This window comes from Micromonospora humi (genome assembly GCF_900090105.1).
Classification (GTDB): Bacteria; Actinomycetota; Actinomycetes; order Mycobacteriales; family Micromonosporaceae; genus Micromonospora; species Micromonospora humi.
This window is the reverse complement of record NZ_FMDM01000001.1, coordinates 450012-472890: the sequence shown is the minus strand read 5'-3', so window position 1 is coordinate 472890 and position 22879 is coordinate 450012. Positions and strand designations below refer to the sequence as shown.

Below are 22879 nucleotides of genomic sequence, written 5' to 3'. Positions count from 1 at the left end.
GAACGTTTGCGCCGGTCGCCGCGACCCGGCTCCGGTCGTGATGAAAGGCTTGCCACATGAGCGCCGCACCGACCCCGACCGACCCCACCACCCCCGCCGACGCCGAGGAGGCCACCGCCTTCGCGGATCTCGGGCTGCGCGCCGAGCTGCTGGGGGCGCTGTCCGCCCTCGGCTACGAGGAGCCGACCCCGATCCAGAGCGAGGCCATCCCGCCGCTGCTGGCCGGGCGGGACCTGCTGGGGCAGGCGGCGACCGGCACCGGCAAGACCGCCGCCTTCGCCCTGCCGCTGCTGCAGCGGATGCCCGTGGCGCGTCCGGACGGCGACCCGGTGTCGCTGGTGCTGGTGCCGACCCGGGAGCTGGCCGTGCAGGTCTCCGAGGCGTTCCACCGCTACGGCAAGGACCTCGGCGCCCGGGTGCTGCCGATCTACGGCGGCCAGCCGATCGGTCGGCAGCTGCGCGCCCTCGACCACGGGGTGGACGTGGTGGTGGCGACGCCCGGGCGCGCGCTCGACCACATCGCCCGGGGCACGCTGCGGCTGGGCTCGCTGGCCACCGTCGTGCTGGACGAGGCGGACGAGATGCTCGACATGGGCTTCGCCGAGGACATCGAGGCGATCCTGGAGCACGCCCCCGAGGGCCGACAGACGGTGCTCTTCTCGGCCACCATGCCGGCCCGGATCGACGGCCTGGCCCGGCAGCACCTGAGCGACCCGGTCCGCATCCGGATCGAGCGGGAGCGCCCGGTGGCCGGTGCGGCGCCGAAGGTGCGGCAGAGCGCCTACCTGGTGGCCCGGGCGCACAAGCCGGCCGCGCTGGGCCGGGTGCTGGACGTGGAGTCGCCCACCGCGGCGATCGTGTTCTGCCGCAGCCGGGAGGAGGTGGACCGGCTCACCGAGACGATGAACGGCCGGGGTTACCGGGCCGAGGCGCTGCACGGCGGGATGAGTCAGGAGCAGCGGGACCGGGTGATGGGCCGGCTGCGCGGCGGCACCGCCGACCTGCTGGTCGCCACCGACGTGGCGGCCCGGGGGCTGGACGTCGAGCAGCTCACCCACGTGGTCAACTACGACGTCCCGTCGGCGCCGGAGGCGTACGTGCACCGGATCGGGCGGGTGGGCCGGGCCGGGCGGGAGGGGGTGGCGATCACCCTCGCCGAGCCGCGCGAGCACCGGATGCTCAAGACGATCGAGCGGGTCACCGGCCAGCGGATCACCATCGACAAGATCCCGACCGTCGCCGACCTGCGTACCCGGCGGTTCGAGCTGACCCAGGCCGCGGTGCGGGAGGCCCTGCTCGAGGACGACCTGGAGCCGTTCCGGGCGGTCGTCGAGTCGCTCACCGACGAGTTCGACCTGATGGAGGTGGCGCTCGCCGCCGTCCGCCTGGCGCACGAGGCCACGCTGCCGGGCACCGCCGACGAGGAGGAGATCCCGCAGGTCGCCGTCCGCGCCAACCGGGACGCGCGGCCCGGGGCCGAGGGTCGGGACCGGCGCGGCGGCGTACGCGCGCGGGGCGCCGGCACCACGCAGGTCTTCATCGGCCTGGGCCGGCGGGCCGGGGTGCGGCCGCAGGACCTGGTGGGGGCGATCACCGGCGAGACCCGGGCCAGCGGGCGCGACATCGGCTCGATCGAGATCGCGGACCGCTTCTCGCTGGTCGAGGTGCCGCAGGCGCTGGCCGACGAGGTGATCGCCGGCCTGCGCGGCAGCACCATCAAGGGCCGCAAGGCGACCGTACGCCGCGACCGGGACGGCGAGGGCGACCCGGGCGGCGAGCGTCGCTTCGAGGGCCGGGACCGGCGCGACCGTCGGTGACCGGCGCCGACCGCGCGCCGGATCGGCCCGACGGGGGCGACCCGGCGCGGTGCCGTGCGACGGTCAGGTGCAGTTGCGGATGGACCAGACCGGGTCCCAGTTCTGGGAGCCGGTGCCGGTGCCGGTGAACGAGTTCACCACGTTGCCGGTCTGGCCGTAGAAGGTGACGGTGGGGCCGCCGGTCTGGGAGTTGACGTAGAAGCCGGCGCCGTGCCAGTTGGCCAGCGAGTAGCGGGCGCAGGTGAAGAGGTCGAAGATCTTCCAACTGGACGTGGTGGGGTCCCAGACGAACGTGCAGAGGTTGCCGCTGGCGCAGGTGGCCGGTTTTCCGGCGGCCACGTGCCGCACCTGCCGGGCGGCCGGTGACACGGTGGGCGCCACCGCCTGGACGCGCACCTGCCGCGCGGCGGCCGGCGCCGCCGGCAGGGTGAACGCGTGGTCCCGGCCGGGCGGTCCGCCCGGCCGGGCGGACGCCGGGGCGGCCAGGACGAGGACCCCGGCGAGGGCCACGCCGGCGAGCAGCGCGACCCGGCGGATCAGATTCAGCGAGGTGGTGGTGGACATGGGATGCCCCTTTCCGAAAACTGTTCCCGAATCCGGCCAGCCGCGGTTCACATTTCCCGCCCGAGCCGAATAACCGCAGCTTAGGACGGCTGCCACCACCCCACCAGGCCGGTATGTCGACAGTTTCAGAAGCTGCACGACCGCAATTGCGCGCCGAATTGCGCTCGCATTTTCCCGTGCCGAACCCCCGCCGCCGTGCGGCGACGGGGGTTCGGCGGCGGCCGGGTCAGGCCGCGGCGAGCGGCTGGCCGCCCAGGCTCTGCGCGTCCACCTCGGCCGGACGCAGCGCCAGCGCGAGCACGTCGGCGACGTCGGCGAGGGTGTGCACGGTCAGCGCCTCCCGGACCTCGGCCGGCAGGTCGTCCAGGTCCGGCTCGTTGCGCTTCGGGATGATGACCTCGGTCAGGCCGGCCCGGTGCGCGGCGAGCAGCTTCTGCTTCACGCCGCCGATGGGCAGGACCCGGCCGGAGAGGGTCACCTCGCCGGTCATCCCGAACTCCGGCCGCACCGGGCGGCCGGTGACCAGGGACGCCAGCGCGGTCACCATGGTGATGCCGGCGCTGGGGCCGTCCTTGGGCACCGCGCCAGCCGGGAAGTGCACGTGGATCCGCCGCCCGGCGAGGGCGTTCGGGTCGATGCCGAGGCGTCGGCCGTTGGAGCGCAGGTACGACAGCGCGATGTGCGCCGATTCCTTCATCACGTCGCCGAGCTGGCCGGTGAGGGTCAGGCCCGGCTCACCCTCCATGCTGGTGGCCTCGATGAAGAGCACGTCGCCGCCGGCGCCGGTGACGGCGAGGCCGGTGGCCACGCCGGGCACCGCGGTCCGCTCGGCCGACTCCGGGGTGAACTTCGGCCGACCCAGGTAGCGGGCCAGGTTCCCGGTGTCCACGCGGACCGCCGCCGGTTCGGACGCCAACGCCACGGTGACCTTGCGCAGGATCTTGGCGAGCGCCCGTTCGAGCTGCCGGACACCGGCCTCCCGGGTGTACTCCCCGGCGATCAGCGCCAGCGCCTCGTCGGCGACGGTCACCTCCTCGGCGGTCAGGCCGGCCCGCTCCCGCTGCCGGGGCAGCAGGTGGTCGCGGGCGATGGCCACCTTCTCGTCCTCGGTGTAGCCGTCCAGCGTCACCAGCTCCATCCGGTCCAGCAGCGGGCCGGGGATCGCCTCCACCACGTTGGCGGTGGCCAGGAAGAGCACGTCGGACAGGTCGAGGTCGACCTCGAGGTAGTGGTCGCGGAAGGTGTGGTTCTGCGCCGGGTCGAGCACCTCCAGCAGGGCCGCCGCCGGGTCGCCGGAGTAGCCGACGACCAGCTTGTCGACCTCGTCGAGCAGCACGACCGGGTTCATCGAGCCGGCCTCACGCAGCGCCCGCACGATCCGGCCGGGCAGCGCGCCGACGTAGGTGCGCCGGTGGCCGCGGATCTCCGCCTCGTCGCGCACGCCGCCGAGGGAGACCCGGACGAAGTTGCGCCCGAGCGCCCGGGCGACCGACTCGCCGAGGCTGGTCTTGCCGACACCGGGCGGGCCCGCCAGGGCCAGCACCGCGCCGGAGCCGCGCCCACCGACCACGCCGAGGTTGCGCTCCGCGCGGCGGTTGCGCACCGCGAGGTACTCCAGGATGCGCTCCTTCACGTCGGCCAGGCCGGCGTGGTCGGCGTCGAGCACGGCCCGCGCCGCGGCCAGGTCGGTGTTGTCCTCGGTACGCGTGTTCCACGGCATCTCGAGAACGGTGTCCAGCCAGGTGCGGATCCACCCCGCCTCGGGTGAGGCGTCGCTGGCCCGCTCCAGCTTGCCGACCTCACGCAGGGCCGCCTCGCGGACGTCGTCCGGCAGGTTCGCGGACTCGACCCGGGTGCGGTAGTCGGCGGAGCCGTCCGGCTCGTCCTCGCCGAGTTCCTTGCGGATCGCGGCGAGTTGCTGCCGGAGCAGGAACTCGCGCTGGGACTTCTCCAGCCCCTCCCGGACGTCGCTGGTGATCTGCTCGGTGACCTCCTGTTCGGCCAGGTGCTCCTTCACCCAGCCGACCAGCAGCTCCAGCCGGGCGGTGACGTCCGGCGCGGCGAGCAGCTCGGTCTTCTGCGCCAGGCTGAGCCAGGGAGCATAGCCGGCCGAGTCGGCCAGCTCGGAGAGGTCGGTCATCCGCTCCATCGCGTCGATGACCTGCCAGGCGCCGCGCTGCTGCAGCACCGAGGTCATCAGCGCCCGGTACTCGCGGGCCAGTTCCCGGGCCCGGCCGGCCGGGGTGGGCTCGTCGAGGGCGGTCGCCTCGACCCAGAGGGCCGCGCCGGGACCGGGCACACCGGAGCCGATGCGGGCGCGGGCGAGACCGCGGACCACGGCCGCCGGCTCGCCGCTGGGCAGCCGGCCGACCTTCTCGATGGTGGCGACCACGCCGACCGAGCCGTACTCGCCGTCGATGCGGGGCACGGCCAGCAGTTCCTTGTCGCCGGTCGCGCGGGCCGCGTCGACCGCGGCCTGGGTGGTCGGGTCGAGGGTCACCGGGATGACCATCCCGGGCAGCAGGACGGCGTCGGTCAGGGGAAGTACCGGAAGAGTTGCCATCGAACACCTGCCATCACGTTGGTTGAGCGTGTCTGGCTCAAGTTACAAACCGTGTCCCTTGTTCCGACTTGTGACCCAGGACACACACCGGCTCCCGACGCCGGTGTCCCCCTTTTCGCCGTCCACGGATTCCGCGACCCGCCGAATGGCGCCGGGCGGGTATTGTTGCGAAATTACCGCTTGGTAGGCCAAACTCTTAGCCACACCCCGCCCGACACAGGGAGTAATGGCGATGGCAAGGAAAGTAATCACCGTTCTGACCGACGACCTCGACGGTGGAAAGGCCGATCGGACCGTCGAGTTCAGCCTGGACGGCGTGGCATACACGATCGACGTCTCCGACGAGAACGCCGGTGTCCTGCGCAAGGCCCTCGACCCCTACATCAACGCTGGCCGGCGCATCGGCCGCGGACCCGTCGACGCCGGCCGCACCACCCGGCGCGCCACCCGGCCGAGCACCTCGGGAATGGACCGCGAGCAGAACCGCGCCATCCGCGAATGGGCAGCCAAGAACGGCCACGAGATTTCCGAGCGGGGCCGCATCCCGGTCTCCGTGGTGGAGGCGTACAAGAACCGCTGAGCCTCCCGGTTCACCGTCGGGCACCCCCCGGGGTCACGCTGAGATGCCAGCGTGACCCCGTTCTGCTTTTTCCGGTCGCAATTTTCATCCGGCCGGATCGTCGTGGCACGAACTTTCATCCCGCCCGCCCCGATGTCGCTCCGGCGCCGGGAGACGGCGAGAGCCGCCCGAGGTCCTCCCCGGGCGGCTCCGCGTCGTCGTCGTTCGGTCAGTTGACCTGGATGCGCACCACGTCGATGGCCGGGGTCTGGTTGGCCCGCTCCATCATCGGGATCCGGTGGGAGCCGTCACCGGCCCACACCGAGCACTGGGCCAGGCCCGAGTCCGGCAGGCCGGGGATCTGGATCAGCACGTCGTCCGGCTGGCCCCCACCCTTGCCGTCCTCGGTGGCGACGAAGAAGGCGGGCACGTCCTGCGGGTTCGGGGGCTGCCGGGTGCTGCCGAGCATCCGGCACGCGGTGTGGAAGTGGCCACGAACCAGGCCCTGGTCGTTGAGCAGCGAGCTCTCGATGTAGTAACCACCCTGCCCGGCGGCGAGGAAGCGGTCCCGCACCAGGTTCTTCGTGGTCACCCGGAGGGTGAACGGCTGGTTGCGCTGCACCTGGTTCGGGAACTGGGTGATGAGCAGCGACGGGTTGTTCGCCGCGGCGCCGACCTCGCCGAAGGAGGTGCTCACGCAACGGTTGCCGTTCTGGAAGCCGTTGTGCGCCTCCAACTGGCTGTTGGTGCAGTCCTTGGCCAGCGCCTGCAGGCCGCCGCCGTTCTGGCCGCCGCCGTTGTTCCCGCCGTTGTTCCCGCCGTTGTTGCCACCGTTCTGACCACCGTTGTTGCCACCGGTCTGGCCGCCGTTGTTCCCGCCGGTCTGACCGCCGTTGTTACCACCGGTCTGACCGCCGTTGTTCCCGCCGTTCTGGCCACCACCGTTGTTGGCGCCGCCGTTGTTGCCGCCGTTCTGCGCGTTGTCGGCGAGGGCGCACTGCGCGAGCTTGTCCAGGCCCTGCGGGCGCTGGCCGCCGCGACCGATCGCCGTGGCGATCCGGTTCAGGGTGGCGGTCCGCTTGTCGGCCAGCGGACGGAGGATGGCGTTGTTGATGAAGTTGCCACCGTTGCGGCCGTCCGCCGCGAGCCGCCGGTTCGCCTCGGCGATCTGGCTGTCGAGCAGCGCCAGGTTGCGGTCCACCTCGGCGCGGGCCCGGTCGGGCACCTGCGGCAGCTTGCTCTTGACGTCCGGGCAGGCCACGGTCGGGGTGCCGGCACCCGCGCCGCCCGCGTTCGTCTGCTGGCACTCGGCCGCGGACATCTGGCCGTCGCCCCAGTGGTTACGCACCCAGCGGCCGTTCTGCCAGGTGCGGGTGGTGCTGCCCTGACCCCCCGGAGCGGTCGCCCCCGGGCTCGAGGCCACGCAGGACGCCGAGGCGGCGCGAGTGGTCCTCCGCTGGTCCTGGGCGGACGAGATCTGGGTGACGGCGACGATGCCGCCGAAGACGGCGAGCGTGCCGACCACGGCCAGCACCCGCTTGCTCCGCGCGTTACCGGATGACCGGCGCGCCCGTGTGGACCTGCGCATCGAATTGCTCTCCTTCTCGATCCGGTAGTTGACTGGTGATCCCGGCGGATGTTCTCGGGGTGGGGATCACTGCGACGCCGTGGTCGCGCGTCAATGGCCGACGATGCCCTCTCCGCACCGTCTCCGCGCCGTCCGGGCGCGGCGGAAGATCTGCGTCCATTCCCGCTTAGGTACGGAGCGCCGTCGGCGAAGGTTCAACCGGAGATCGGGAAAAAAATCGAGGGCCCGGCCGGCGGCCGGAACGGGCGGATCAGTCGGCGCAGAGATGGTCGAACGCGAAGCCGCCGTCGAAGGAGTCCCGTCGGGCGGCGAGCCGTCGCACCTGCCCGCGCAGGTCGTCCCGGTCCACCAGGGACGTCGCGTCGGCGTCGAGGGCGCGCAGCCGCTCCCCCAGGGCCATCGCGGCCAGGTCCTCGGCGAGCCGGCCCGGCTCCACCCCGCAGGAGAAACCCCGGGACGTCAGCCGTACCCGCTCCACCAGGCAACGGCCGGGCCGCACCTCGACCCAGCCCCAGCCCTCGGCCGGCCCGTCCGTCCACCGCACGTGCAGGCCGCGCACGATCGGGTCGGCCAGCCGGCCCGCCACGTACGCGCCGACCGCGTCGGCCCGGGCCAGCGCGCCGAGGTCGTTGACCGGGCCACGCCGGCCGTCCGGCAGCCGGCCCACGATGTCGCGGAACCCGACCGTGTCCCCGCCGTCCGGGTCGGTGCCCTCGGTGTAGGCGCGCGCGTCGAGCACGTACGCGACGAACCGGCGGACCTGGTCGCCGCCGCCGAGCGTCGACGACTCGACCCGCAGCAGCGGCAGGCCCACGGCGGCGCAGACCGCGTCGGTCAGCCGGTCGGCGCGGCGGGCGGGCGAGCCGTCGGGCGCGGGCGCGCCGAAGCGCACGGCGAACCGCGGCAGGCCGGTGTCGGCGGCGCAGGCCACCAGGTCGAGGCGGGCCCGTCCGGCGGTGCTCCACTGGCTGCCGGTGATCCCCGGTGGACGACCCAGCGCCAGTTCGGCGAGCCGACGGTCGGCGTACCCGAGGTGGCCCGCGTGCGCCAGGCGCGGCGCGGCGCCGGACGGGATCGGCCGCAACCAGGAGGCGGCCACGCTGCCGGTGCTCGTCATCTCGCCACAATCCGTCCGTCGCCTGCGTCGACGTCCGAGTGTAGGGCGTCGATCATGGCGGCCGCCTCGGCGGTGCGGCGGAATCCGGCCGCCCGACGGGCGGTGCGTCGCCGGGTCCGGCGATCTAGGCTCGGCGGGTGCACAGCGGACTGACCCCGGAACGGTTCACCAAACGCAGTCTCGTCGCCGTCTCCCACGCCGTCGAGCGGGCCGCGCTGGCGGAGGCAGAGGACGGCCCGCTGGTCGTCCTCGCGCTCTTCCAGCGGCTGCCGTACTTCGAGCGGGAGCGAGCGGTCTACCGGCGCATCGCCGGTCGGGCGGCCGTCACCGTGGTCGGCATGGTCGGCGGTCCCCCGCCGGACCTGCCCGACGGGGTGTACGGCGTGGTGCTGGACGAGACGGAGGAACTGGCCCGGGAGTGGAGCGTGGTGGCGCTGACCCCCCGCTTCGGCGCCTCGCTGGTGGCGTACGACCGGGGTGAGGTCACGCCGGCCGCGACGCTGGAGGCCGGCCGGCTGTTCGAGGGCCGCTGGGGGTTCCGCCGGGACGCGGCGCTGCACGAGGTGATCCGCCTGCGGGAGCGGCTCGCCGAGCGGCTGCCCGGCCCGGCCCGCTCGGCGCTGGACGAGGCGGTCGCCCGGGTGCGCGACATCCCGGCAGGTCCCGGCGAGGCGCGCGCCGAGTCGGCGCTGCGGCTGCTCGCCCGACGCGGTGACCGGAGCGCACCGCCGGTCGAGACCACGGACGGCATGCTCGACGACAGCGGCCTGCGCCGCTGGAGCGGGGCGGACGGGGTGACCGCCTCCGGCACCCTGCCGGTGGCGCTGGTCGGCCTGCGGGTCGACGAGCCGGCCGGCTCACCGGAACGCTTCGGCCGGCGCAGCGCCGCCCGCGAGGGCCAGGCCCTGCTCGCCGCCGTCACCGGCGTGCTCCGGCCGGTCGACCGGGCGGTCCGGGTGGCCGACAACGAGTTCCACCTGGTCCTGCCGGCGCTCGGGGAGCCGGAGGCGCTGGCCGTGGTGGGCCGGTTGCACGACGCGATCGGCGCGCTGGCCCGGTCTTTCCCGTTCGTCGCCTACTCGGTGCACGCGGCGGTCGCGGTGACCGCCCGGCGTCCGCTGCCGACGGCGGACCTGCGCGCCGCGGTGGAGTGGGCGGTGCGCGAGGGGGTGCCCGTGGCGGGCCTGCCGCCGGAGCCCGCCGTCGCCCCGGCCGGAGCCCGCTGACCGGTCAGCGCCAGACGACCACCTCGGTGGCCGGTTTACGGTCGATGTCCGGCACGGTGGCGTCGGGCGCGGGATAACCGACCGGGATGATCAGGTTGCCCCGTTCCTCGGCCGGCCGGTCGAGCAGCTCGTTGAGGAACCGCATCGGGCTCGGCGTGTGGGTGAGCGTGGCCAGCCCGGCCCGGTGCAGCGCGGCGAGCAGGAAGCCGACCGCTATCCCCACCGACTCCTTGACGTAGTAGGGGCGGGGCGAGTGCGGGCCGCGGTGCACCTCGAACACGACGACGATCGCCGGCGCGGTCTCCAGGAACGGCTTGCTCGCGTCGGTGCCGAGCGGGGCCAGCGCGGCCAGCCACTCCTCCGGCGCCCGTCGCTCGTAGAAGACCCGCTCCTCGGCCTCCGCCGCGGCCCGCAGCCGCCGCTTCAGCGCCGGGTCGGTCACCACCACGAACCGCCAGGGCTGCCGGTTGGCTCCGCTGGGCGCGGACGCCGCCGCCCGCAGCGCCTCGGCCAGCACGCCCGGCGGGATCGCCCGGTCACTGAAGTGACGTACGGTCCGGCGGCGGACCAGCTGGTCGGCGAACTCGCGGGCCCGGGGCAGCGCCTCGGCCGGCGGGACGCCGTAGTCGGGGACCGGCCGGCCGGTCGGGTGCGGAGGCATCCGCTCATTCTCGGCCGGTCCGCCGGAGCCGGCCACCGGACAGGGATCCGTCGATGCGCGAGGATGGGCCGGTACGAGGGGAGGGCGGCGTGCGGGTGGTGTCGCTGGTGCCGTCGCTGACCGAGGCGGTCGCGGCGACCCGGCCGGAGGTCCTGGTCGGCGCGACCGACTGGTGCACCCACCCGGCCGGGCTGGACGTCCCCCGGGTCGGCGGGACGAAGTACCCCGACCTGGAGCGGGTCCTCGCCCTGGCGCCCGACCTGGTGCTGCTCAACGAGGAGGAGAACCGGCTCGCCGACGCGGAGGCGCTGCGCGCGGCCGGGGTCGAAGTCCGGGTCACCTTCCCGCGTACCGTGCCGGAGGCGCTCGACCAGCTCGGCGCGCTCGTCGCCGCGCTCGGTGCGCCGGCCGAGCCGCCCTGGTTGGCGGCGGCCCGGCGGGCCTGGGCCGCCCCGCCCGTGCCGGCGCGGGTCCGCACCGCGGTGGTCCCGGTGTGGCGGCGACCGTGGGTGGTGCTGGGCCGGGACACGTTCGCCGGGGACGTGCTGCGCCGGCTCGGCGTGGTCAACGCCTGGGCCACCGACCCGGAGCGCTATCCGCGCCCGACGCTCGACCGGTTGCGCGAACGGGCGCCGGACCTGGTGGTACTGCCGGACGAGCCGTACCGGTTCACCGCCGACGACGGGCCGGAGGCGTTCGGCCCGGTGCCCTCGGTGCTGGTCTCCGGCCGGCACCTCACCTGGTACGGCCCGTCGCTGGCCGAGGCGCCGGCGCTGCTCGCCGCCCAGCTCGCCACCCCGGTCTGAGCCGGGACCGGTCACGCGATCGGGGTGGCGTGCACCGGGTCCAGCTCCATCAGCGTGGTGTCGTCCACGTCGTACGAGATGGCGTTGTGCACCGCGACCACGCCGGCGACCTGGCCGGCCAGACGGCCGGCGAGCTCGACGGCGCTGCGGCGGTCCAGTCGACCGTCCATGGTGACCTCGCCGCCGCTGACCTGCACGGTGACCAGGCCGTCGCGGACCGAGAGCACCCGGCGCAGCACTTCCTGGACCACGTCCTCGCGAATCTCCGCGTCGGTGCGCAGGTGCACCCGGAGCAGGTCGCCGCGGGTCACGATGCCGGCCAGCCGGCCGAGGTCGTCGAGGACCGGCAGGCGCTTGACCGCCTCGCGGTCCATCAGCCGGGCCGTCGCGGCGAGCGCCGCCCGCTCGTGCGTGGTGACCGCCGGCGCGGTCATCAGATCCCTGGCCACCAGCGCGCCCGCCTTCTCCCGCGCGGCACGACGACGCCGCCCCTCGAACACCCGGCGCTCCTCGGGCCGGCCGGACCGCTCCACCTTGTGCAGCAGGTCCGCCTCGGAGATCACGCCGAGCACCCGGCGGAACGAGTCCACCACCGGCACCCCGCTCACCCGCTCCCGGACCAGCACGTCGACGACGTCGCGGTACGGCGTCTCCTCGCCCACCGTGGCGACGTCCCTGGTCATCACGTCGGCCACCTGCCACGTCCTCATCACGACCTCCTCGTGCCGGGCCTCCACCGGGAACGCTAGGCCGCCGGGAGATGCCGGGGCAGGGGCCGCGGGCCGGTCCCGGGCGGGCCGAGAGGACCGGGTCCGGGCGGGACCAAGGACCCGGTCCGGAGGGCACCCTCGGCCCTGCTCCACCGCGCCCCCGGGAGATGGAATGGAGGTGCCACCGAAGCGCGGTGCCAGGCACAGGAAGGGACGTGGAGACCATGACCGCGACAATCGAGCGGACCCCCGCCGCCACCAACGCTCCGGCGGTCGAGACCCCCCGCCAGAAGGCCACCCGGTACGTGTGGGCCGGGCTGCGGATCGCCCTGGGCTGGATCTTCCTCTGGGCCTTCCTGGACAAGATGTTCGGGCTGGGGCACGAGACCCCGACGAAGAACGCCTGGATCAACGGCGGCAGCCCGACCAAGGGCTTCCTGGGCAACGCCGTGGCCGGCCCGTTCGCCGGGGTCTACCACGACATCGCCGGCGCGGCCTGGGCGGACTGGCTGTTCATGCTCGGCCTGCTCGGCATCGGCGTGGCGCTGCTGCTCGGCGTCGGCACCCGGATCGCCGCCGTCGCCGGCGGGTTGCTGCTGGTCCTGATGTGGACGGCCGTGCTGCCTCCGGAGAACAACCCCTTCATGGACGACCACCTCATCTACGCGGGCCTGCTCGCCGGCCTGGCCCTGGTCGGCGCCGGCAACACCCTCGGCCTCGGCCGGGCCTGGGCGAAGCTCCCCCTGGTCCAGCGCCTCCCCTGGCTGAAGTGAGCGCAGGTCGCCCCGGGCGGGCGTCGCCGGCAGGCGACGCCCGCCTCGTCGTGCGCCCCGGCGGGCGAGGTCGGTGGCGAGGCGGGGACCGGCGCGTATCGGCCGGTCGCGATCCGGCAGGATCGACGGTGACCGCACCGTCAGCACCGAGGAGACCCGCTCATGGACAAGCCCGAGGTTGGCCCGATCGAGGGCGCCCCGCCCGCCGATCTCGTCATCGAGGACATCACGGTCGGCGACGGCCCGGAGGCCCACGCCGGCCAGCTGGCCAGCGTGCACTACGTGGGGGTGGCCCACTCGACCGGCCGCGAGTTCGACGCCTCGTGGAACCGGGGCGAGACGTTCGAGTTCCCGCTCGGCGGCGGCCAGGTCATCGCCGGCTGGGACCAGGGCGTGATCGGCATGAAGGTGGGCGGCCGGCGGCGGCTCACCATCCCGCCACACCTGGGCTACGGCGCCCGGGGCGCCGGCGGCGTCATCAAGCCCAACGAGACGCTCGTCTTCGTGGTGGACCTGCTCGGCGTGCGCTGAGCGCTCCCCCTGGCCACCGGGCCGTCGGCGTCGCGTCGGCGGCCCGGTCGCCGCTCAGGCGGCGACGCAGGTCAGCAGCTCGCGGGCACGGCCCGACTCGCGCACCGGAACGACCCGGTGCAGGCCGGTGACGCGCAGCACCCGGGCCACCACCGGCGCCGGGTCGACGAGCACGAGCTCGCCACCGCGGGCCCGGACCCGCAGGTGGGCGGCGGCCAGCGCCCGCACCCCGGCGGCGGAGAGCAGCGGCACGCAGGACAGGTCGACGCGCACCACCGGGCGCGCCGGCGCCGCCCAGAGCGCGGCCCGGAACGCCGACACGGTGGCGATGTCGATCTCACCCACCGGGCGCAGCTCGACCGCGTGGTCGAGCACCTCCATCACCACCGAGAAGCGGTCGCCGCTGTCCGTCATGCCGGTAAACCTACCCCCGCCCACCGACAGTTCCGGCTGCTCGGCGGCGGGGTTCCGGGTAGCTTCCGGTGCCGACCCCGAGCCGTCTCAGGGTCATCCCGCAGCCGCCCGTCGCCCGCGCCCGGCGGCGGGACACGCCGCGCGGACTCCCCACCCGGCCGGGGGCGGGCCACAATGACCCGATGGCCGTCCCCCGCCCGCGCGTCCCCCTGCTGATCCGCCCGGTCCGCGAGCCGGCGACGGTGCCGCCGCCGCTAGCCGGGGTCTGGGCTCCCGACGACACCCGGCTGGACCGGGCCGACCTGCTGCCGCTGCCCGACGGCGGGCACGGGCCGGAGGACGTGGTCGTCGACGCCGACGGCCGGGTGATCAGCGGCGACGAGGACGGCCGGCTCTGGTGGTGGCCGGTGGACGCCCCGCCCGGCACCCGCCCCGCGCTGCTCGCCGAGACCGGCGGCCGGCCGCTCGGCGTCGAGCTGGACCCGGTCGACGGCGGGCTGCTGGTCTGCGACGCCTACCGGGGGCTGCTGCGCGTCGACCCGGCCGGCGCGGTGCACGAGCTGACCGGCACCGCGCCGCCGGTGCACCTGGCCGACAACGCCGCCGTGGCCCGCGACGGCACCGTCTACTTCACCGACTCGTCCGACCGGTTCCCGCTCTCGCACTGGAAGCGGGACCTGCTGGAGCACCGGCCCAACGGGCGGGTGCTGGCGTACGACAGGCGCAGCGGACGCACCGACGTGGTCGCCGACGGGCTCTACTTCCCGAACGGGCTGGCGCTCACCCCGGACGAGTCGGCGCTCATGCTGGTCGAGACCGCCACCCACCGGCTGCTGCGGGTGGACCTGCCGGGCGGGCGGGCCACCGTGCTGGCCGACCTGCCGGCATACCCGGACAACGTCTCCGCGGTCGGCGACGGGACGTACTGGATCGCCCTGCCCAGCCCTCGGCTGCCGGTCATGGAGCGGTTGCTGCCCCATCCCCGGGTCCGCCAACTCGTCGCGTTGCTGCCCGGGGCGGTGCAGCCGCAGCCGCGCCGGTACGGGCTGGTCGCGCTGGTCGACGGCGCGGGGCGGGTGCTGCGGACGCTGCACGGGCCGGGCGGCGCGTACCCGATGGTGACCGGCGTGCGGCAGCACGGCCGGCAGCTCTGGCTGGGCAGCCTGACCGCGACCGGCGTGGCCCGCGTCGACCTGGACTGAGCCGGCGTCGGGCCGGCCCGCGTGCCCGCGAGCCGGCCCGTGGCCGTTCCTCCCCGGTATCAGCCGCCGCTGTTGCTCCTGGTCGGGGTGGGTGCCGGCGCGGACCCGCCGGCCACCGCCCCCGGATGCGGCGTCGGGCTCTGCGTGGGCTTCAACCCCGCCGGCACGGGCAGCGCGCTGCCCTTGGCGAACTCGTTCCAGCTGACGTTCCAGGCGGTGAAGCCGTTGCCCGGCTGGAGTTGCACCTCGGTGCCCTTCACCGTCACCAGGTCACCCACCTGCGTGACGCCCATCAGCCAGTCCGCGCCGGCGGCCGAGACGTTCGTGCACCCGTGCGAGGTGTTGTTGTAGCCCTGCTCCCCCTCCGACCAGGGCGCGGAGTGGATGAACTCACCGCCCCAGGTGAGCCGCTGCGCGTCGTCCACGTCGACCACGTAGCCGCCGTCCGGCTCGCCCCGGGTGTCGAACGTGGTGTGCTCGTGCTTCTCCATGATCACCATGGTGCCGCTGGAACTCGGCGTGCTCGGCTTGCCGAGGCTGACCGGGAGCTTCCGGAGCACCTTGCCGTCCTGGTAGACCGTCATCTGCTTGGTGGTGTTGTCGATGTCGAGCGACACCTGCCGGCCCACCCTGGCGGTCGCCACCCGGTCGACGTCGCCGATCGCCTCCTTGCCGATGGGCAGCCCCTCCAGCGCGCTGCGGACGCTGATCCTCGTGCCAGGCTTCCAGCGGTCGGGCGCCCGGTACTCGGCCTGCTTGCCGTCGGACATCCACGACCAGGCGCCCGGCTGCGGCGGGTCGGTCTTGACGAACAGCCGGCGCTGCACGTCCGCCCGCGCCTGCTCCGGAATCGGCGGGTCGAACCCGAGCACGACCGGCATCGCCGTCCCGTACGTCTGGTTGTCCTGGAAATACAATTCGCTGGTGACGGCCGGTTTGGTGGATTTGGCCATGGTGGTGAACGTCGTCTTCTGTGTCGTCGTCTTCCCCGAATCACCGGCCACGGTCACCTCGGCGGTGTACGTCCGGGAATTGGCCAGCGGGCGGTCCGGCACCCAGCCGGAACCGTCCTCGCGCGCCTGGGCCGGCACCGGGCGACCCTTGTCGTCGGTGAGCTTCACGCCGGTCACCTTGCCGTTGCTGACCCTGGTGCCCACCTCCGCGCTGATCGGCACGTCACGGGCCCGGTCGGCCGGCGTGACCGTGACCGACGGCGGCGCCGCCTCGGCGTGCCGCACCACCGACTTCGGGCCGGCGGTGCACGCGCCGACCGCGAGCGGCGCGGCCGCGACGGTCATCGCGAAAAGCGTCAGTCGCCGCCTCACAAACATATGTCGCCCCCCATTTCCGAACCCCCTCGCCCACATTCTGTAGGCCCGGGACCACCGTGTGGCACCTTCGGCGGAATTGCTCGGAAATGGCTGCGGAGGAAATGAGTCGACTGTTACCGGATCAGCATGTGCGTGGCGGGCTCACCCGTTCTGCGCGAGCCCGCACCGCGCGAGGGGTTCGCCCCGGGCTTTCGTCACTGGCCGCTTTCGGGCGATTGCGCGTCGGCGGCGCGGAACGCTCGACGGTAGGCCGCCGGAGAGTTGCGCATGGCACGACCGAAGTGGTGCCGGTAGGTGATCGGCGACTCGAAGCCGACCGCCCTGGCGATCTGCTCGATGGGGACGGCCGTGGATTCCAGCAGGACGAGGCTGGCCTGCACCCGCTGGTTGATCAACCAGCGGATCGGACTGGTGCCGGTGGCCCGGGCGAAGTGCCGCAGGTACGTGCGGGGCGACATCCGGGCGTGGTGGGCGAGCGTCTCCACCGTGATGGGTCGATCGAGGTGCGCCACCGCCCAGTCCATGCTGCGCGCCACCGCGTCGTCGTCGGCGACGGTGCTCACCGGCGCTTCGACGAACTGGGCCTGCCCGCCGTCGCGGTGCGGTTGGGTCACCAGCCTGCGGGCGACGGCGTTGGCGACGGCGGCACCGTGGTCCTGCCGGACGACGTGCAGGCACAGGTCGAGCCCGGCGGCGCTACCCGCGCTGGTGAGGACGTCCCCACCGTCGACGTAGAGGACGTCGGGGTCGACGTCGACGGTGGGGAACCGGCGGCGCAGCAGGTCGGCGTAGCGCCAGTGGGTGGTGGCCCGGCGCCCGTCGAGCAGTCCCGCGGCCGCCAGGGCGAACGCGCCCGAACAGATCGACATGACGCGCGCGCCGCGCCGGTGCGCCGACCGGAGGGCCTCGGTCACGTCGGGCGAGGGGTCGGCGGTGACGTCCGGAACCCCGGGCACGATCACCGTGGACGCCCGGGCGAAGACGTCCAGGCCGTACGGGGTGTGCAGGCTGGCTCCGCCGAGGACCGGCACCGGCCCGGGCTGCGGGGCGCAGAGGACGACGTCGTACCAGGCGCGGTCGAACTCCGGGCGGGGCAGCCCGAACACCTCGGTGACGATCCCGGTCTCGAAGACCGACATGCCGGGATAGGCCAGCACGGAGACCGTCCGGGCGGCGGTGCTCGGGGTGGGCATGGCGGGATCTTAGCGAGCGACGACGGTCCCGCCACTGGTCCCCGGGGCCGGGCGGCGAGCATGATCACTGCATGTCGAGGTCCTTCTCCGTTCCACCGGCGTCGCCGACGGCGGCGACCGCCCACTTCGCCGCGCGACTGTCCTTCGAGACCGACGTCAGCGACGTCCACGCCGACCTGGAGGCGAACGCCGTCCTGCGGGTGGTCGACTCCCGCGACGAGGCGGCCTGGCGGCAGGGGCACCTCCCCGGCGCCACGCATCTGCCGACGGCCGAGATCGCGGCGCGGGCGGCGGAGTTCATCCCGCCCGGCACCCCGGTGGTGACCTACTGCTGGGGGCCCGGCTGCAACGGCGCGACCAAGGCCGCGTTGGCGTTCGCGCGGCTCGGCTACCCGGTCAAGGAGATGATCGGCGGCTACGAGTACTGGGTCCGGGAGGGCCTCCCGGTGCGGACCGGGTCCGGGCTCACCCGACGCCCGGCCGACGACCTGACCGTTCCCGTCACCGGCTCGTGCGGCTGCTGAGACTCCGCCGGACCCCGGCCCCGCAGGCGGGGCCGGGGTCGCCCGGTTCAGACGTTCGCGACCAGCAGGGCGGGCCGTTCGACGCAGTCGGCCACGTGACGGAGGAACCCGCCGGCCACCCCGCCGTCGCAGACCCGGTGGTCGAAGGTGAGGCTGAGCTGGGTCACCTTGCGAACCGCGAGCTGACCGTCGACCACCCAGGGCTTGTCCACGATCCGCCCGACGCCGAGCAGCGCCGCCTCCGGATGGTTGATGATCGGCGTGGAGCCGTCCACCCCGAACACGCCATAGTTGTTGAGCGTGAACGTGCCGCCGGTCAACCGCCCGGGCGGCAGCGTGCCGGCCCGCGCCGCCGCCGTGGTCTCGGCCAGCGCGGCGGCCAGTTCCCCGGTGGTGAGCCGCTGGGCGTCGCGCAGCACCGGCACGACCAGGCCCCGGTCGGTCTGCGCGGCGATGCCCAGGTGCACCCCGGCGGACTGCACGATCCGCTGGCCCTCGGTGTCGACCCGCGCATTGAGCTGCGGATACTTCCGCAGGCCGCTGAGGCAGATCCGGGCCAGCAGGGCCAGGATGCTCACCGGCGCGTCCGGGCTCGCGGCGTTGATCGTGGCCCGCGTCTCCAGCAGCCCGGTGGCGTCCACGTCCACCCAGATGGTGACCTCGGGGATCTCCCGACGGCTGCGGGACAGCTTGTCCGCGATCACCTTGCGGATGCCGGTGAGCGGCACGACCACGTCGCCGTCGCCCGCCGGGACGAGCCCGACGTGCGCGTCCGGCGCGTCCGGTACCGCCGCCAGCCGCGCCGCCGGAGCGGACCGGGCCGTCTCCACGTCCGCCCGGCGGATCACGCCACCGGGGCCGGTGCCGCGCAGCGACGCCAGGTCGACCCCGCGTTCCTTCGCCAGCCGCCGCACGATCGGCGAGATGACCAGCGGCGCCGCGACCGGGCCACCGGTCCGCACCGGATCGGACGTCCGGTCCACCGACGCGGGCACGCCGGCCGGGCTCGACGGGCCGGCCCCCACCCCCGCGCCGGTCCGGGCCGACGAGCCGGCCGGGGCCGGAGGGCCGGAGCCGGGGTTGGCGGGGGCCGGTGTGCCGGGTTCCTTGGCGACCGACAGGCGAGGTCGGCGCCGCCGCCGCCCCGGCACGCCGTGCCCGGTCCCGTACCCGATCAGGACGTTTCCGGAGCCGGCCCGCTCCTCCTCGCGGTAGGTGGCGTGCGGGTCCGGATCGTCGCCGCCGTCGAGCGCGGCGATGGTGATCAGCGGCTGACCGACCGGGCGGACCTCACCCGCCGCGCCGTGCAGCGCCACGACCCGACCGGGGTACGGGCACGGCACGTCGACCACGGCCTTGGCGGTCTCCACCTCGACCACGGTCTGGTCCACGGTGACCACGTCGCCGACCGCGACCCGCCACTCGACGATCTCCGCCTCGCTCAACCCCTCGCCCAGGTCCGGCAGGAGGAAGTCGCGGGTCCCCACGGTGTCGGTCATGCCGCCACCCACCGGTTGTCGGGCTGGTCGTCCCACTGCAACCGGGCCACCGTGTCCAGTACCCGGTCCACCGAGGGCAGGTGGGTGTGCTCCAGCATCGGCGCGGGATAGGGGATGTCCAGGCCGGACACCCGCAGCACCGGGGCGTGCAACGCGTGGAAGCAGCGCTCCTGCACCCGGGCGGCGATCTCGGCGCCGACGCCGGCGAAGCCCTGCGCCTCCTGGATCACCACGCACCGGCCGGTCCGGCGGACCGACTCGGTGACGGTGGCGTCGTCGAACGGCACGATGCTGCGCACGTCGACCACCTCCAGGTCCCAGCCCTCCTCGCGGGCCGCCTCGGCGGCGGCCAGCGCCACCGGCACCGCCGGGCCGTACGCGACGAGCGTGGCGTCGGTGCCCGGCCGGCGTACCACGGCCGCGCCGATCGGCGCGGTACGCGCCGGCAGCTCCGCCTCCGCGCTGGCGAAGTAGAGCTTCTTCGGCTCCAGGAACACCACCGGGTCCGGGTCGTCGATCGCGGCGCGCAGCAGGGAGTACGCGTCGTCGACGGTGGCCGGCGTGACGACCTTCAGACCAGGGGTGTGCGCGTAGTAGGCCTCGGACGAGTCGCAGTGGTGCTCGACGCCGCCGATGCCGCCGGCGTAGGGCACCCGGATGACGATCGGCACGCTGAGCGCGCCCCGGGTGCGGTTGCGCAGCTTCGCCACGTGCGAGGCGATCTGCTCGAAGGCCGGGTACGCGAACGCGTCGAACTGCATCTCGACCACCGGCCGCAGCCCGGACATGGCCAGGCCGACCGCGAAGCCGACGATGCCCGCCTCGGCCAGCGGGGTGTCGAAGCAGCGCTTGTCGCCGAAGCGGGCCTGCAACCCGTCGGTGATCCGGAAGACGCCGCCGAGCTGGCCGACGTCCTCACCGAAGACGACCACCCGCTCGTCGTCGAGCAGCGCGTCGGCGAGCGCGGCGTTGAGCGCCTTCGCCATGGTCACGGCGGCCATCAGGCGTCCCCCTCCTCGTCGCGGGCCGCGGCCAGCTCGGCGCGGACCAGTTCCCGCTGCTCCACCAGCTGCGGGGTGGGCTCGGCGTAGACGTGGTCGAAGAGGCTGAGCGGGTCGACCGTGGGCTGCTCGTCCATCCGCCGGCGCAGCGTCGCGGCGTACGCCTCGGCCTCCTCGGCGACCGCCGCGACCGCGGCGTCGTCCAGCACGCCCCGGGACCGCAGGTACGCCTCCAGCCGGGCGATCGGGTCGCGGTCGCGCCACGCCTCGACCTCGTCGACGTCGCGGTAGCGGGTCTGGTCGTCGGCGTTGGTGTGCGGTTCCATCCGGTAGGTGTGCGCCTCGATCAGGTAGGGGCCCTGGCCGGAGCGGGCGTGCGCGATCGCCCGGTGCAGCACCGCCAGCACGGCCACCGGGTCGTTGCCGTCGACCTGCTCGCTGGGCACGCCGTAGCCGACGCCCTTGTAGGCCAGGCTCGGCGCGGCGGTCTGCCGGGACAGCGGCACGCTGATCGCGTACTTGTTGTTCTGCACCAGGAACACCACCGGGGCCTTGAACACGGCGGCGAAGTTGACGCCCTCGTGGAAGTCGCCCTCGCTGGTCGCGCCGTCGCCGATGAACGCGAGCGCCACGGTGTCGCGCCCCTGGTAGGACTCGCCGTAGGCCAGCCCGGCGGCGTGCACGGTCTGGGTGGCCAGCGGGGTGCACTGCGGCGCGGTGCGGGTGACGGCCGGGTCGTACCCGCAGTGCCAGTCGCCGCGCAGCAGGGTGAGCACCTCGACCGGGTCGAGGCCGCGCGCGGTCAGCGCCATCGACTCCCGATAGGTGGGGAACACCCAGTCCGAGTCGCGCAGCGCGAGCACGCCGCCGACCTGGCAGGCCTCCTGGCCGCGTGCGGACGGGTAGACGGCGAGGCGGCCCTGCTTGGTCAGCGCGGTGGCCTGGGTGTCGAAGCGGCGGCCGACGACCATCCGGCGGTACATCTCGCGCAACGTCTCGACCGGCGGCTCGGGGTAGTCGTCGCGGGGCGGCAGCGCGGTGCCGTCCGGGTTCAGCAACCGGACCGGCTCGGACTGCGGCAGCAGGCCGGCCGACGGGTCGGCGGCGGCCGGGGTGGCCTTCCGGCGGGTGCGCGGGGATGCCCTGCGGACCGCCTGGGGTGTGGTCGTCACGGCGGGGACCTCCTGGACGTGTGGTGGCCCTATGCTCCTGCCCAGGGATGATTGACTCAACATCCGCGAGGAACGCGGGACGAATGGCATCGGGAGATGAGCACGATGAGCCAGGAGACCGGCGCCACAGCGGGCGCGCCAGGCGGAACGGGACGTTCGGCCGGCCCGCTCGACGAGGTCGACCGGCGGATCCTGGGTGAGCTGGTCGCCGACGCCCGGCTCTCCATCCGCACGCTTGCCGAACGGGTGCACGTCTCGCGCACCAACGCGTACGCCCGGGTGGAGCGGTTGCTGCGCGACGGCGTGCTCACCGGCTTCACCGCGCGGGTGGCGCCCGAGCCGGCCGGGCTGGGCACCTCGGCGTACATCGCGCTGACCATCGAGCAGAACACCTGGCGGGAGGTCTCCGCCGAGCTGGCCCAGGTGCGCTACATCGAGCACGCGGCGCTGCTCAGCGGCGAGCACGACGTGCTGGCGCTGGTCCGCGCGCCGGACAACGCCACCCTGCGGGACGTGGTGCTCGACCGGGTGCAGAGCATCGCCGGCGTGCTCTCCACCCGCACCTGGCTGGTCTTCGAGGAGTTCGACGGCACCCGGAGCCCCTGGGCCTGAGCGCTCAACGCTCAGGTGGCGGCTCCAGCCCCTCGGAGTCGGCCAGGGCCAGCAGCGGCTCCAGCGAGTGCCGGCGGCCGTCCAGGCCGGCGTGCGGATCGCCGCGCTCGGCGAACCGGGCCGGCATGCTGAGCACGTCGAAGTCCTCCGGCCGGGCGTCGTCCAGCTCGGCCCAGTCCAGCGGCGCGGAGACCAGCGCCGCCGGCGTGGGCCGGATCGAGTACGCCGAGGTCATGGTGTGGTCGCGGGCCATCTGGTTGTAGTCGACGAAGACCGGCCGATCACGCTGGTCACGCCACCAGGTCGTGGTGACCAGGTCGGGCAGCCGGCGCTGGACCTCACGGCCGAGCGCCAGCACCGCCCGCCGGCACTCGCCGAAGCTCCACCGCGGCTCGATGGACAGGTAGACGTGGATGCCCCGCCCGCCGGTGGTCTTCGGGAAACCCTCCATCCCCAGCTCGGCCAGGAACGCCCGCACCTCGTGGGCCACCGGCACCACCTGCGCGAACTCCACTCCCGGCATCGGGTCCAGGTCGATGCGCAGCTGGTCGGGGCGTTCCACGTCGCCCTTCGACACCGGCCACGGATGGAACCGCAACGTGCCCAGGTTGGCCGCCCAGACCACCACCGCCAGCTCGCTCGGGGCCACCTCGTCGGCGGTCCGGCCGCTGGGGAACGTGATGTGCGCGGTGCGCACCCAGTCGGGCGCGCCCGCCGGCAGCCGCTTCTGGTAGAACGCGTCACCCTTGTTGGTCTGCCGGGTGGCCACCTTGGCGCCCTCGAACACCCCGCGCGGCCAGCGTTCCAGCATGGTCGGCCGGTCCCGCAGCGCACGCAGGATCCCGTCGCCGACAGCGAGGAAATAGCGCACCACGTCCAGCTTGGTCAGCCCGCGTTCCGGAAAGTAGGGCTTGTCGGGGCTGGAGACACGGACCAGCCGCTCCCCCACCCGGATCTCCTCGGCCGCCGTGGTCGCCACCTGGAACACGGTAGGGCACCGGCCGGCGTCGCGCGGG

22 protein-coding genes are annotated in these 22879 nt (G+C 74.2%); 9 read left to right on the top strand and 13 right to left on the bottom strand.

Going from position 1 to position 22879, the window contains the following annotated elements; translation table 11 throughout:
- Window positions 1-56 precede the first annotated feature (56 nt).
- Window positions 57-1817, top strand: coding sequence for a DEAD/DEAH box helicase (locus tag GA0070213_RS02085; RefSeq protein ID WP_091056138.1), 1761 nt, complete (start codon window positions 57-59; stop codon window positions 1815-1817).
- A 63-nt stretch (window positions 1818-1880) separates the two neighbouring features.
- Here GA0070213_RS02085 and GA0070213_RS02080 read toward each other — a convergent pair whose 3' ends face one another.
- Both GA0070213_RS02080 and lon read right to left on the bottom strand, forming a co-directional pair.
- Entirely contained in the window at window positions 1881-2381 is a 501-nt protein-coding gene (locus tag GA0070213_RS02080; RefSeq protein WP_091056136.1) for a hypothetical protein, read from the bottom strand.
- A gap of 226 nt (window positions 2382-2607) precedes the next feature.
- Window positions 2608-4944 (bottom strand): endopeptidase La, encoded by a 2337-nt coding sequence (gene lon / locus GA0070213_RS02075; protein WP_091056134.1) that lies wholly within the window; start codon window positions 4942-4944, stop codon window positions 2608-2610.
- 232 nt (window positions 4945-5176) lie between these two features.
- Here lon and GA0070213_RS02070 point away from each other — a divergent pair, with 232 nt between their 5' ends.
- Entirely contained in the window at window positions 5177-5524 is a 348-nt protein-coding gene (locus tag GA0070213_RS02070) for a histone-like nucleoid-structuring protein Lsr2 (protein ID WP_091056648.1), read from the top strand.
- Window positions 5525-5732: 208 nt separating this feature from the next.
- Here the strand turns inward: GA0070213_RS02070 and GA0070213_RS02065 are convergent, their stop codons facing one another.
- Window positions 5733-7091, bottom strand: a complete 1359-nt coding sequence (locus GA0070213_RS02065; protein WP_175441166.1) for a hypothetical protein — start codon at window positions 7089-7091, stop codon at window positions 5733-5735.
- A gap of 250 nt (window positions 7092-7341) precedes the next feature.
- Window positions 7342-8208, bottom strand: a complete 867-nt coding sequence (locus GA0070213_RS02060) for a PDDEXK family nuclease (protein WP_091056129.1) — start codon at window positions 8206-8208, stop codon at window positions 7342-7344.
- A gap of 137 nt (window positions 8209-8345) precedes the next feature.
- Between GA0070213_RS02060 and GA0070213_RS02055 the strand changes: the two genes are divergently transcribed.
- Window positions 8346-9434, top strand: coding sequence for a DICT sensory domain-containing protein (locus GA0070213_RS02055; protein ID WP_091056126.1), 1089 nt, complete (start codon window positions 8346-8348; stop codon window positions 9432-9434).
- 4 nt (window positions 9435-9438) lie between these two features.
- On the opposite strand, the gene GA0070213_RS02050 is transcribed toward GA0070213_RS02055, so the two are convergent.
- Window positions 9439-10095, bottom strand: coding sequence for a nitroreductase family protein (locus GA0070213_RS02050; protein WP_091056644.1), 657 nt, complete (start codon window positions 10093-10095; stop codon window positions 9439-9441).
- 89 nt (window positions 10096-10184) lie between these two features.
- Between GA0070213_RS02050 and GA0070213_RS02045 the strand changes: the two genes are divergently transcribed.
- Window positions 10185-10901, top strand: a complete 717-nt coding sequence (locus GA0070213_RS02045; RefSeq protein WP_091056123.1) for a helical backbone metal receptor — start codon at window positions 10185-10187, stop codon at window positions 10899-10901.
- An 11-nt stretch (window positions 10902-10912) separates the two neighbouring features.
- Here GA0070213_RS02045 and GA0070213_RS02040 read toward each other — a convergent pair whose 3' ends face one another.
- A complete protein-coding gene (locus tag GA0070213_RS02040; RefSeq protein ID WP_091056642.1) occupies window positions 10913-11611 on the bottom strand; it encodes a CBS domain-containing protein in 699 nt (232 codons plus the stop codon).
- Between the two features lie 215 nt (window positions 11612-11826).
- Between GA0070213_RS02040 and GA0070213_RS02035 the strand changes: the two genes are divergently transcribed.
- Window positions 11827-12384, top strand: coding sequence for a DoxX family membrane protein (locus GA0070213_RS02035; protein ID WP_425412797.1), 558 nt, complete (start codon window positions 11827-11829; stop codon window positions 12382-12384).
- A 162-nt stretch (window positions 12385-12546) separates the two neighbouring features.
- Complete coding sequence (locus GA0070213_RS02030; protein ID WP_091056121.1) at window positions 12547-12915, top strand: FKBP-type peptidyl-prolyl cis-trans isomerase; 369 nt, start codon at window positions 12547-12549, stop codon at window positions 12913-12915.
- A 54-nt stretch (window positions 12916-12969) separates the two neighbouring features.
- On the opposite strand, the gene GA0070213_RS02025 is transcribed toward GA0070213_RS02030, so the two are convergent.
- Window positions 12970-13329 carry an anti-sigma factor antagonist gene (locus tag GA0070213_RS02025; RefSeq protein ID WP_091056119.1) on the bottom strand — a complete coding sequence of 120 codons (360 nt, stop codon included), beginning with the start codon at window positions 13327-13329 and terminating at the stop codon, window positions 12970-12972.
- 182 nt (window positions 13330-13511) lie between these two features.
- Here GA0070213_RS02025 and GA0070213_RS02020 point away from each other — a divergent pair, with 182 nt between their 5' ends.
- Complete coding sequence (locus GA0070213_RS02020) at window positions 13512-14531, top strand: SMP-30/gluconolactonase/LRE family protein (RefSeq protein WP_091056116.1); 1020 nt, start codon at window positions 13512-13514, stop codon at window positions 14529-14531.
- A gap of 59 nt (window positions 14532-14590) precedes the next feature.
- On the opposite strand, the gene GA0070213_RS02015 is transcribed toward GA0070213_RS02020, so the two are convergent.
- Both GA0070213_RS02015 and GA0070213_RS02010 read right to left on the bottom strand, forming a co-directional pair.
- Window positions 14591-15862: a L,D-transpeptidase gene (locus GA0070213_RS02015; protein ID WP_175441165.1), complete on the bottom strand. Its 1272-nt coding sequence runs from the start codon at window positions 15860-15862 to the stop codon at window positions 14591-14593.
- A gap of 194 nt (window positions 15863-16056) precedes the next feature.
- The gene (locus tag GA0070213_RS02010) at window positions 16057-17055 is read right to left on the bottom strand and encodes a helix-turn-helix domain-containing protein (protein WP_091056111.1); all 999 of its coding nucleotides are present in this window, start codon (window positions 17053-17055) and stop codon (window positions 16057-16059) included.
- A gap of 71 nt (window positions 17056-17126) precedes the next feature.
- Between GA0070213_RS02010 and GA0070213_RS02005 the strand changes: the two genes are divergently transcribed.
- Complete coding sequence (locus GA0070213_RS02005; protein WP_091056109.1) at window positions 17127-17579, top strand: rhodanese-like domain-containing protein; 453 nt, start codon at window positions 17127-17129, stop codon at window positions 17577-17579.
- 47 nt (window positions 17580-17626) lie between these two features.
- Here the strand turns inward: GA0070213_RS02005 and GA0070213_RS02000 are convergent, their stop codons facing one another.
- The 3 genes from GA0070213_RS02000 to pdhA are packed head-to-tail and all read right to left on the bottom strand — an operon-like array spanning window position 17627 to window position 21284.
- A complete protein-coding gene (locus tag GA0070213_RS02000) occupies window positions 17627-19090 on the bottom strand; it encodes a dihydrolipoamide acetyltransferase family protein (RefSeq protein ID WP_091056107.1) in 1464 nt (487 codons plus the stop codon).
- A complete protein-coding gene (locus GA0070213_RS01995; protein ID WP_091056104.1) occupies window positions 19075-20079 on the bottom strand; it encodes an alpha-ketoacid dehydrogenase subunit beta in 1005 nt (334 codons plus the stop codon). The genes GA0070213_RS02000 and GA0070213_RS01995 overlap by 16 nt, the downstream gene beginning before the upstream one ends.
- Window positions 20079-21284 (bottom strand): pyruvate dehydrogenase (acetyl-transferring) E1 component subunit alpha, encoded by a 1206-nt coding sequence (pdhA, locus tag GA0070213_RS01990; RefSeq protein WP_175441180.1) that lies wholly within the window; start codon window positions 21282-21284, stop codon window positions 20079-20081. The genes GA0070213_RS01995 and pdhA overlap by 1 nt, the downstream gene beginning before the upstream one ends.
- A 72-nt stretch (window positions 21285-21356) precedes the next feature.
- On the opposite strand from pdhA, the gene GA0070213_RS01985 reads away from it, so the two are divergent.
- Window positions 21357-21863, top strand: a complete 507-nt coding sequence (locus GA0070213_RS01985; protein WP_091056638.1) for an Lrp/AsnC family transcriptional regulator — start codon at window positions 21357-21359, stop codon at window positions 21861-21863.
- Between the two features lie 4 nt (window positions 21864-21867).
- Here GA0070213_RS01985 and GA0070213_RS01980 read toward each other — a convergent pair whose 3' ends face one another.
- A complete protein-coding gene (locus tag GA0070213_RS01980; protein ID WP_091056099.1) occupies window positions 21868-22851 on the bottom strand; it encodes a DNA polymerase domain-containing protein in 984 nt (327 codons plus the stop codon).
- Between the last annotated feature and the right edge of the window lie 28 nt (window positions 22852-22879).

What these genes read in the sequence shown, in the direction of transcription:
- GA0070213_RS02050 (WP_091056644.1), bottom strand. Translation starts at nt 10,095, where the DNA reads ATGCCTCCGCACCCGACCGGCCGGCCGGTCCCCGACTACGGCGTCCCG.
- GA0070213_RS02015 (WP_175441165.1), bottom strand. Translation starts at nt 15,862, where the DNA reads ATGTTTGTGAGGCGGCGACTGACGCTTTTCGCGATGACCGTCGCGGCC.
- GA0070213_RS02030 (WP_091056121.1), top strand. Translation starts at nt 12,547, where the DNA reads ATGGACAAGCCCGAGGTTGGCCCGATCGAGGGCGCCCCGCCCGCCGAT.
- GA0070213_RS02060 (WP_091056129.1), bottom strand. Translation starts at nt 8,208, where the DNA reads ATGACGAGCACCGGCAGCGTGGCCGCCTCCTGGTTGCGGCCGATCCCG.
- GA0070213_RS02065 (WP_175441166.1), bottom strand. Translation starts at nt 7,091, where the DNA reads ATGCGCAGGTCCACACGGGCGCGCCGGTCATCCGGTAACGCGCGGAGC.
- GA0070213_RS02025 (WP_091056119.1), bottom strand. Translation starts at nt 13,329, where the DNA reads ATGACGGACAGCGGCGACCGCTTCTCGGTGGTGATGGAGGTGCTCGAC.
- GA0070213_RS01995 (WP_091056104.1), bottom strand. Translation starts at nt 20,079, where the DNA reads ATGGCCGCCGTGACCATGGCGAAGGCGCTCAACGCCGCGCTCGCCGAC.
- lon (WP_091056134.1), bottom strand. Translation starts at nt 4,944, where the DNA reads ATGGCAACTCTTCCGGTACTTCCCCTGACCGACGCCGTCCTGCTGCCC.
- GA0070213_RS02070 (WP_091056648.1), top strand. Translation starts at nt 5,177, where the DNA reads ATGGCAAGGAAAGTAATCACCGTTCTGACCGACGACCTCGACGGTGGA.
- GA0070213_RS02085 (WP_091056138.1), top strand. Translation starts at nt 57, where the DNA reads ATGAGCGCCGCACCGACCCCGACCGACCCCACCACCCCCGCCGACGCC.
- GA0070213_RS02040 (WP_091056642.1), bottom strand. Translation starts at nt 11,611, where the DNA reads ATGAGGACGTGGCAGGTGGCCGACGTGATGACCAGGGACGTCGCCACG.
- GA0070213_RS02010 (WP_091056111.1), bottom strand. Translation starts at nt 17,055, where the DNA reads ATGCCCACCCCGAGCACCGCCGCCCGGACGGTCTCCGTGCTGGCCTAT.
- GA0070213_RS02080 (WP_091056136.1), bottom strand. Translation starts at nt 2,381, where the DNA reads ATGTCCACCACCACCTCGCTGAATCTGATCCGCCGGGTCGCGCTGCTC.
- GA0070213_RS02005 (WP_091056109.1), top strand. Translation starts at nt 17,127, where the DNA reads ATGTCGAGGTCCTTCTCCGTTCCACCGGCGTCGCCGACGGCGGCGACC.
- GA0070213_RS01985 (WP_091056638.1), top strand. Translation starts at nt 21,357, where the DNA reads ATGAGCCAGGAGACCGGCGCCACAGCGGGCGCGCCAGGCGGAACGGGA.
- GA0070213_RS02020 (WP_091056116.1), top strand. Translation starts at nt 13,512, where the DNA reads ATGGCCGTCCCCCGCCCGCGCGTCCCCCTGCTGATCCGCCCGGTCCGC.